The organism is Crocosphaera watsonii WH 8501, assembly GCF_000167195.1.
In the GTDB taxonomy this organism is placed as follows: Bacteria; Cyanobacteriota; Cyanobacteriia; order Cyanobacteriales; family Microcystaceae; genus Crocosphaera; species Crocosphaera watsonii.
Genome location: NZ_AADV02000167.1, coordinates 1 through 9,553 on the forward strand (window position 1 = coordinate 1; position 9,553 = coordinate 9,553).

Consider the following 9,553-nt stretch of genomic DNA (forward strand, 5'->3'; position numbering starts at 1 on the left):
CAAGTTTTTGAACCATTACTTATTAGTTATTAATCATTTTTTTTCTGATTGAAAGCAACGAACAATGATAGGACACATAGAACACGGCAGTAACTTTGGGGGATTATTTCGTTACCTCTTGGCCAGCGATAAAGGAGCCAGAATTATTGGAGGAAACGCCGCCGGGGACACCATTGAACAACTAACCCAAGAATTCAATAATTGTGCAGACCAAAGACGCACCACCACCAAACCGGTCAAACATTTTATTCTCAGTTTTGCCCCAGAAGACGGGGAAGTATCTGATGACCTTAAACAAACCATTGCCACACAAGCCATTCAACGATTAGGCTATGTTGATAACCAATATGTGGTCATTGACCATCATCGACAAGATCCAGGCCATGATTGGAATCATGACCATGACCATATTCATATTGCCGTCAATATGATTACCCTAGAAGGGCAAAGAGTGGACGATTGGCAAGATAAACGAAGATTTGAAGCTATTATCAGGGAATTAGAACTCCAACATCAATTAACCCAAGTTGCCCCTAGTCGACAGAGAAAACAGAAAGCCCTCACCCATGGCCAAGTCCAAAAATATAAACGACAACTGAGGGATTATCAGAGGGGAGAACAGCCACAACCCCCAGATATTCCCATTTCCATCAAATTACAAGCAGCCATCGATGCAGCCACCAGAGACCAACCTACCATGACTTTATTTATAGGGAGACTGCAACATTTAGGCATCGATGTAAAACCCATCATCACAGCCACTGGTAGAAAAAGAATAAGTTACCAAATGGAGGGGGCGAAACCTTTCAGGGGGAGTAAACTGCATAATGGCAGCTTCCCTAAATTAATCAGTCAGCGAGGGATAAACTGTGACCCTCAACGGGATAGAAAAGCAATAGAAGATGCCGTTAACCATCAACCCGTTATCCTTCCCCCAGAACAATTAATTAACTGGTCAGAGATTAATTTAAGTCTTTATTTACCCAAAGAATTAGATACAGAACCATTAGAAAAAAAGAAGCAGAAGAAAAAAGAAAAAGCTTTAATTAATCAGTCTCAACTAAATACTATTAATCAATCATCTGAGAAATTAGAGAAAGAAAAAGCCTTAATGAATTCCCTACGGTTGACCCCTGAATTTTCTCCTGATGTTATAGAAAAGCAAGAAGAAGACACTCTAACCATAGCTCCTATTGCTTATCAATGGTTAAAAGCTAACCAAACCGTTAGGTATGAAGCCAAAGATAACTTAATAGAATATAGTCAAGGAAGATTAACTATAAAAGATGGAGAAGGAAACTATAAAATGATTGCTCAATCTGTTGGGGTTGATGAACATAAAAACCAGCAATGGCAGTGTATTAACTTACCTCAAAATAGTCCTGGTTTAACCCAAAAAGATATAGAAATATTTACCGGTTCTGAGATGAAGGACACACTTAGAGAACTTGAACAGCAAAATAATCAATCATTACAACGAAGAAAGGGGAGACGGGGCCGATAAAGTGGTGGGGTTTATGGTGCCATTTTGTCACCAAGTCTGTTAAAATGAAGGAAAATAAGGAACTAAATTTGATGGCTAAAACCTCTCCAAATGATTCCCGTGTAACAGCTAGAGTTCCAGCATCCGTAAAAGAGACGTTGCAAAAAGCTGCTGATTTGACAGGGGCAACCTTAAACCAATTTATGGTAGCAGCAGCCGTCAAAGAAGCCCAATTCGTAATTAAACAAGAACAGGTAATTCACTTATCTGATGTCGATGCCGATAAAATTTTTAGTCTCATTGAAAATCCCCCCGTCCCTAATGACCATTTAAAGGACGCTATTGCTAGACATCGGGCTTTTTTCAGTGAAACAGATTGAACTCCTCAGTAAACATCATGATAGGAAAGGGTTTGACTGTGGAGAGAATGCCCTCAATCAGTTTTTACAACGCACGGCACGACAGCATATCCAGAAAGGGTTATCTCGTACCTTTGTTTTGGTTGATACTGAGCAACCATCGGTCATTATAGGCTTTTTTACCTTGACCTTGTGTGAGGTACAAGTTGATAATCTTCCCCCTCGTTGGGTTAAGAAATATCCCGATGTTGTACCTGGGGTAAAGTTAGCAAGATTAGCAGTATCAAAGGAGTTTCAAAAACTTGGGATTGGGTCGATTTTGTTGGTTGAGTCCATGAAACGAGCAAAAGTAATTGCAGACAATGCCGGGGTGATAGGGTTGTTTGTCGATGCCAAAAGTTTTGAAGTGAAAAAATATTATCAACGGTTTGGGTTTGAGGGGACAGAAGAACATCCCTTATTATTATTTTTGCCGTTATCCACTATTATCGATTTGATTGAGTCTTAATTTTTTTTCCAACTCTAATGTCATGCGTCTTTAGGAGAAAGTCTCCATCCAACAAGATAAAGAGAACATTAAATGGTAAGATAGGGGGGATTGGGGGGAAATTCCCCCCGACCAGCAGCACACCCAGTTATTGGGTAGATAGCAACTGTATGACATAGAGCCTGCTGGCTCTGGGACTCCACCGAGGTATAAGGGCTGTTTTTCAACGAAGATGACTTCTAAAAATCGGCAAATTTGCCATAAACGTGCCACAATTTGCCATATATTGCCATATATGAATTGTTAAAGCTGCTAAAGCTTGAGTTGAATTAAGTAGTAATCCGTTGTCTAAAATAGTGAGAACTTGTCTATAAGACTAGAAGGTTTTTATTAGACTATAGATAGCTTATATGAATAAAAAACGCTGATTTTAGTGGTTTGAGACAAAGAGTGGCATTTTGTGGCAACCTTTAAAACAGAGTTACTAAGAGTAATCATTCGATTAATGCCATACAACGGCTAATTATCACGACTCACCTTGAAAAATAAGCTTTTTAAAATTTGCTGGAAAGAGAAAAGAGACAATAAAAATAACTCTCAGGAAAAAGCAGACAAATAAAGGAGTAATCCGCATCAGTTTAAATCCTAAAAAATGCGAATATTCAATGTCTTAAAAAATAATCGACTAAAAATAAGCTAATAATTACTCAGATAATGTATATTGTTCAATAGCTTCAATTTTTGTTCTAGATTGATCACAAGTCAGCCAAAAATCGGCCGGAAAATTCAGTCATTATTCGGCAAAAGTCGCAAGTGAAAAAATAGCCCCATATTTGGTCAAACTGAGGCCATAGTAGGAGAGTAATGACACGAAAGACGGCCAATAACAATAAATTTTGTTATACCAATTTCCTAAAGTCCGGGTACAGATAATGCCTCAAGAATAAAATCGTATCCTGTAATAGAAGCGATATCTTCTTGAGTAAATCTAGCCAATATATTTCTCAAGATTCTTCGTAAGAAATCGAGGGAATCAAAAACTTGATTTTTTAGGAATTTTTTGACTTCTTTCCAAAATCTTTCAATAGGATTAACTTCTGGACAATAAGGGGGTGCGGAATGCACTGCCGCTTTCCACCTCGAATTCAATTCGAGGTGGGTCGGCAGTTGAAATAGTAAAATAATATTATCAGGAATGGACAAATCTAAACCAAGATGTCCTCGACCATTGTCTAGTTGAATAATATGAACTTCGTCAGGATATTTTTGAGAAAAAAGCTCTAAAAATTTCTCAAAGCAAGGAGTATCCAAATGGCTAAACTCGTACTGGTTTTTGTAATTCTTCCTTTAATTTGTCGATTACCGACCCAGGAATTGAGCTTGGCCTTCCTCCTAAATTTGTCTTGGGTTCTAGGAGATGATTCAGTCTACCACTCCGATATTTATGCAGCCATTTTTGTACTGTCACACGATTACGCCCCAAGATTATAGCAATTTGTTTAACTGTTGTGATTGTTTTTGTTTTTAACCAGTAAAGGGTTTGAACTCTCTCTTTTTCTTGGGGGGTCTTTGCCTTTTTTAAGAGTTCTTTGAGAGTTTCTGCTGATTCATTTATCTCGATTTTTACTACACCTGACATTGTGCGATCGCCTGAAATCAATTATTTCTACAAGTGTAGCCTAAGTTTCGGAAATTGGTATTATATGAATCACGAATTGTTGTCCACCTCAGTGAACCATAAAAACGAGTGTTGCTCGTGACGATTATCATTAAAAATCTGATAAGTCGGCGTTAACCCCAGACTTGACTCGTGATTCCAAGACCGTTGATGGTCTTTTTGAATTTGGGAGGCAATTTTGCGGGTTTCTATTACTCGGCTCAGGGGAGAAAAACGGGATAATTTGGGAATCCAATCTAGAGAGCGATAAGCGTTTAATAGGGTTTCGATGCCTTGAAAATATTTCAGGGCGTTTGATTGAGGATGAATTTCTTTTAAGTACAAACACAAGTTATAGGCATACTCCAAATCGGTACTGGTGTGGGTACAGTAAGATTTACGATAACACAGAGATAAGTAGATTAATTTTTCAAGTTCCTCCACGCTTCTATCAGCAAAGGCATAGCGAACACCTGCAAAAGTACGATGTAAGTACCAAGCTCGCATATCTTCAATTTCAGCAGCCGGACTTTGGGTGGTTCTTTCATCAGGATAATTCCAGAATACCCCTAGGGTACGATCAACAACTTTACTCTTGATAAAAGGCAAGATACGACTCTTAAATTCTGTATCCCCTGCGCCTCGGAAACTCCCGTCGTAGTACCCGAAACGATCATGAATGGAACGACGATATAAGGCACCTACCCATGATAAATAACAGGTTTCTAAATAGACTAAATCCTGCTGATATTTTCTGCGATCATAAGGCATAATATCATTTACCCAACTACCTTGTTGATCAACATTGGTGACTAAACTATGACCAATGACCCAATCCAATTCAGGATCTTCATCTAATTCCGCCGCCAAGATTTCTAAACAACCAGGAAGAATAGTTTCATCGACCCCTAAGAAAGATAAGAAACGACCCCTAGATAAGTCAATTCCTCGATTCCAAGCAGTTTGAATAGTTTCCCGTTTTTTCGATCGCCCATAAACAATGGGAATATTCAATTCAGGAGCTAATTGTTGGAAAACTTGATATTCATCCCCTGGAGATCCACTATCCACTAAGATAATTTCCGCTTCTCCCCGTTGAACTAAGGTCTGATGTTGTAAGGCTCTTAAAAATAAAGGAAGTTTAGCAGCTGCATTATAAAGGGAAACAATCACACTAACGCGATAAACTGATTGATCCCGTCGATCATCCACCAACTCATAATCCCAATTATTGTTGAGAATATTATCTAATAATGTCTGCTCAATTAACTCATAACATTGAGCTTCTCTTTCCCCTGGTTTACCATACATGGCTTGTATGACAGTTGCTTCTTTGGTAAACCCTTGATTATTTAACGCTCGGTTTATATAGGACAGATCCCCAAATAAATCCTGATCTAACAGACGAATTGCTCGAAGTTTGTAGGTAGCAGCAACTAACTCATTCCCCCTTAGCTCCTCAATACGAGCAATTTCACGCCATAAGCGAACGCGATCGATACGGTAACCGTTCCCTAATTTGTCTTGTAAGCTTTGATTTTCTCCCCCAAAAGCTGACCCTAACTTCCAGCATTCTTTGACTTTATTTCCCAAATCTTTTTGGGTTAATTCTGAAGCATTAAAAGTGTACTTATAACGATTAACTAATTTTGGAGCTTTCAAGGTTTGAGCGTTGCGGGTTTCTTCTAATGGCTTCTGAATCCGAGCTTTCGTTTTTCCGATGGTGTTCTGAACTTGTTTATAAATAGGTTTGATTTGGGATTTGACTTGAGTTTTTACTACTTTAATCCCAGGAATTTTACCTAAACTAAATCCTGACTGATTAGACTGCCAATAGGTAACTAATTGAGAATACCACTCATTTAATTCTTCTCGTGTTTCACTGTTAAAATTGAGAGAACTTTGATAAATTTCCCCTAATTCTGAGTCCTTTGTGTTGAGAGTAGATGAGCGAATTTGAGCCACTAAATTCTCTCTATATTCATCATAATTATCTAAAACTTTAGCAATGTCTGGGAGAGAGGCATAGATATTATTAACATCAATTTTAATAAAGGGAACTTGAGGAAAACTTTCTTCCAAAAAACGACAAACCCCTGCACCATTGCCAATAGCGGTAGGACATCCAGAAAACAGAGATTCTAGGGCAACTAAATTTAAGGTATCGTACCTTGACGGCACAAAAGTTAGGGATTTACTGGCAAATAATTCAACCAACTCTGAGGGTTTCATGGGGGGACAGAGCTTGATCTCTTTTTGCCGATGATTAATCATCCCGTTTAAATAATCTTGGGATGATTGTGTATTATTGTAGTTATAACTGTGGGGGCCGATAAGACGAGCTTGACTATAATTTCCCCTGGGAATCCACCACACCAAATCTACAAAAATATCAGGGCCTTTTCGTTTTTCCGTGCGACCAATAAAATTAAGATCGGGAGGGGATTCTGAAGGCAAATTTAAGGTAGGTTTGGGTAAATCAAGGAAATGTAGGGGATTATAGTAATGAGAGTCTAACCTATCAAATGCTTGCCATTCATCTAAATAACTTTTACTAATTCCATAGCGAATATCTGCTGTTTGATACTGCATTTTTTCTTGCAGATCGAGAGGAATGTTTCCTCTGCCACCCTCAAACCAATCAAGACGTAGGGTTTTGGAGATAATGCCGTGCATTGAAAGAGCAACACAGCCAAAATTTACTTTAAAATAGTTGAGAGCAGGGCGTAAAAAGAGACCCCATTGTTCATAGTCAGGCACATCCACCACATCAAATTGTTGGTTGATAGCAGAGGCAGCAATATTACTGGCCATCACAAAGGCCCTTTCTACCCATTTTGGTGGCGTTACTTCAAAGAAATTCTTAAAGTCTGTCACGAGAAACTGCTCTTGATAAGAAAGGGCATGAGCATTGGAAGGACGGGGTGTATCGGAGGGTTCTTTTTCTGCAATATAGTAGAAGTCTATTTGGGGATTTTTTTTGATAATACTACGGTAAAAGGTTTGACCGCCTCCCATTTTTTTAAATAAATCAAAGTCAGCAATAAGAACTTTCATTTTAATTTTAATAACTTAATTTTTGGGGTAGTTGAAAAAGTCATAGTTCACTCCACAAAGAACGGGAAATCGTGTTCATCTGCTTTTTATTCAGGACAGTCCATTAAGGAAAAACCCTGTGGCAGCATTCGTACAATAGTAGGGACTATAGGCAGTTTAGTCAACTCATTAAGAGTAAATAATTTTAATGGTTGACTTTATGTTAGTTGAAGATAACTGATGTTTACGGTGAGTTGGACGGTAAAAACATCAGTTATCGGAGGGATAGTCGGATTTTCCCAAATACATAAAAAAACACAATCAGAATGACTCTAGCTGAGCTATTTCTCCCAGCCTTGACGAATAATCTCTAGGGAAAGTTCCCCCAATACTGCTCAATACTGCTTGGTTAAGGGGGAGAGATTTCTGGTTTGTTATCTCTGAGTTGTAGTAAAAATTGACATCTGTTAGTTCTTTCGCTGAGTTTTTTCTTATCAGTTTTTGAAAGACTTATTTATGGCTGAATGCCGCTAAGTTATGGGTCAAATTTACCGTGAAGGCTATGGAATGATGCTGGTTTGAGCCTCGTCAAAAAGGATAACTTCAGTAGATCGAAAACTTACCAAATAATTAATAATTAAGAGTTAATAGTTAATAATTAAGAGTCGATAGTCAATAATTAATTATTAATTCAACAATGAAGGTTTAAAGCCTCCCCTTTCAAGGGGATAAATCAAAAAGAAATTCCTTTTAGCCAATCCCCTTCTTTCAAGAAGCGGATGCGACCAAACCGTCGTCGTACGGCGGTTGGAAAGCGCACCAAGCAGGGGTAATTATTAATTATTAATTGTTCATTATTAATTGCTGAATTGTTTGGGCTGCTTCGGAGCAGGGAGCGGGGAGAAAGGGAGATAATCTGGAGTTAAAATTAAAGAAATAAGTGGTTATTTTCGGTTTATTTGCGTTAAATATCAATACAATTGGCAAATACGCTCTTCAGAGACTAAATTTCTTTCATTTTGTTTCTCCCCCGCTCCCCGCTAGAAAGCTCCCCTGCAATCTCAACTAAGATGTTTGTGATCTACTGAACTTAGCGGCATTCATTTATGGCTGTTTCCCCAAATATTCAAACCATTCCTTCGTCGCTTCGTTGATGGAGTCTGGTGTCCACAAGGGAGCTTCTCGCCATAATTCAATATGGTCTAACATTTGGGCAACGCCATTGGCAAAGGAAACCTGGGGTTCCCATCCTAATAAGGTTTTAGCTTTAGTAATATCTCCCCAAGTACAGTCGGGTTCCCCTGGTCTTTTTGGAATATAGGTGATCTCACCGCCGAGTAACTCGACCAATCTTAGGACACTTTGGGGTTGACCTGAACACACATTAATAATCTCATTAGTAACGTCAGATTGGCCTGCTTTGACAAACGCTTCAACCACATCACTCACGAAGGTAAAATCACGGGTTTGCTTACCATCCCCAACGACAGTAAAAGGTTTACCAGCGAGTTTTTGCTTTAAAAATACCCCAAATACGGCTCCGTAAGCTCCAGTGGTACGAGAACGAGGGCCATAGACGTTAAATAGGCGTAAGGACAGAGCCGGAAGCTTATAAACTTTAGCCCAGTGCATGACCAATTGTTCCCCGAGATATTTGGTTAAGGCATAGGGGTGTTCAGGGGAACAGGGATAAGTTTCTGGGGTAGGGTAGGTGTCAGGAATGCCGTAACAGGTAGACGAAGCGGTATAAACAAAACGTTTAATGTTCGCTTGACGACAAGCATTGAGTAGGGCAAAAGTGCCGTGAACATTGGAATGATAATAGTTTTCTGGGTTTTGGATTGAGGGAACTAAGTCAGCTAGTCCGGCTAAATGAAAAATCCAATCGATGTTTTCTAAGGTTTGTGGGGTTAAATCTGCTACATCTTGATGAAGGAAGGAAAATTGTGGGTTAGTTTTGGCACTTTCTAGGTTTTTTGGATTGCCGACAATTAAACTGTCTAATCCCGTCACTTGGTAGCCTAAGTCCAAAAGACGATCGCACAGGTGACTGCCAATAAAACCGGATGCTCCTGTAACTAAGCAATGTTTCATGTTTCTAACAGATAATAGGATTGGGCTAATTCAGTAACAACAGAACGACTCAATGTTTCGTAATAATGAGGCCGGCTAGAAAGATCAACCGGGGCTAAGGCGTTCATCACCCGAATATCAGAACTCCAACGAGAAATATGGCCGCAATTTTCTTCACTGCCATGAACGGTTGCTAACGTAAAAACTAAAACTTCCCCTAACTTTAAGGGAATGGGTTTTAAATCTTCTAAACACACAGAATCAATCATTTTCGGAGCATACAAGAATCCTAATTGGTGTTTAGGAGATCCTTTTGTAACTTCTTTACCTCACGGGGTGACAAGTAGGTTGAAAAGTAAGTCCAGAGCGGTTTTTCTCTGTTACCCGACCCTAAACAATTGTCGGCAACCAGAGAGCTTATTGAGAATGAACGATAATGATAATCATTTGCAAATGGG

At 39.0% G+C, this 9,553-nt stretch carries 8 protein-coding genes; 3 read left to right on the forward strand and 5 right to left on the reverse strand.

All coding sequences use genetic code 11. The features are described 5' to 3' along the window. Positions 1-64 precede the first annotated feature (64 nt). The 3 genes from CWATDRAFT_RS34760 (at position 65) to CWATDRAFT_RS27055 (ending at position 2,350) form a co-directional block, all read left to right on the forward strand. Positions 65-1,504: a relaxase/mobilization nuclease domain-containing protein gene (locus tag CWATDRAFT_RS34760; protein ID WP_007307984.1), complete on the forward strand. Its 1,440-nt coding sequence runs from the start codon at positions 65-67 to the stop codon at positions 1,502-1,504. Positions 1,505-1,575: 71 nt separating this feature from the next. Continuing rightward, positions 1,576-1,863 carry a type II toxin-antitoxin system TacA family antitoxin gene (locus CWATDRAFT_RS27050; protein ID WP_007307985.1) on the forward strand — a complete coding sequence of 96 codons (288 nt, stop codon included), beginning with the start codon at positions 1,576-1,578 and terminating at the stop codon, positions 1,861-1,863. After that, positions 1,850-2,350: a GNAT family N-acetyltransferase gene (locus CWATDRAFT_RS27055; RefSeq protein WP_042712570.1), complete on the forward strand. Its 501-nt coding sequence runs from the start codon at positions 1,850-1,852 to the stop codon at positions 2,348-2,350. Before CWATDRAFT_RS27050 ends, CWATDRAFT_RS27055 begins: the two co-directional genes overlap by 14 nt. A gap of 891 nt (positions 2,351-3,241) precedes the next feature. Here the strand turns inward: CWATDRAFT_RS27055 and CWATDRAFT_RS40595 are convergent. From CWATDRAFT_RS40595 to CWATDRAFT_RS27080, 5 genes are all read right to left on the reverse strand, one after another. Then, a complete protein-coding gene (locus CWATDRAFT_RS40595; protein ID WP_007307991.1) occupies positions 3,242-3,640 on the reverse strand; it encodes a transposase in 399 nt (132 codons plus the stop codon). Between the two features lie 4 nt (positions 3,641-3,644). Next, the gene (locus CWATDRAFT_RS40600; protein ID WP_007307990.1) at positions 3,645-3,968 is read right to left on the reverse strand and encodes a helix-turn-helix domain-containing protein; all 324 of its coding nucleotides are present in this window, start codon (positions 3,966-3,968) and stop codon (positions 3,645-3,647) included. Between the two features lie 69 nt (positions 3,969-4,037). After that, positions 4,038-7,043 (reverse strand): glycosyltransferase, encoded by a 3,006-nt coding sequence (locus CWATDRAFT_RS27070; RefSeq protein WP_007307989.1) that lies wholly within the window; start codon positions 7,041-7,043, stop codon positions 4,038-4,040. A gap of 1,083 nt (positions 7,044-8,126) precedes the next feature. Then, complete coding sequence (locus CWATDRAFT_RS27075) at positions 8,127-9,116, reverse strand: SDR family oxidoreductase (protein WP_007307988.1); 990 nt, start codon at positions 9,114-9,116, stop codon at positions 8,127-8,129. Beyond that, the gene (locus tag CWATDRAFT_RS27080) at positions 9,113-9,379 is read right to left on the reverse strand and encodes a phytanoyl-CoA dioxygenase family protein (RefSeq protein WP_157134187.1); all 267 of its coding nucleotides are present in this window, start codon (positions 9,377-9,379) and stop codon (positions 9,113-9,115) included. The genes CWATDRAFT_RS27075 and CWATDRAFT_RS27080 overlap by 4 nt, the downstream gene beginning before the upstream one ends. Between the last annotated feature and the right edge of the window lie 174 nt (positions 9,380-9,553).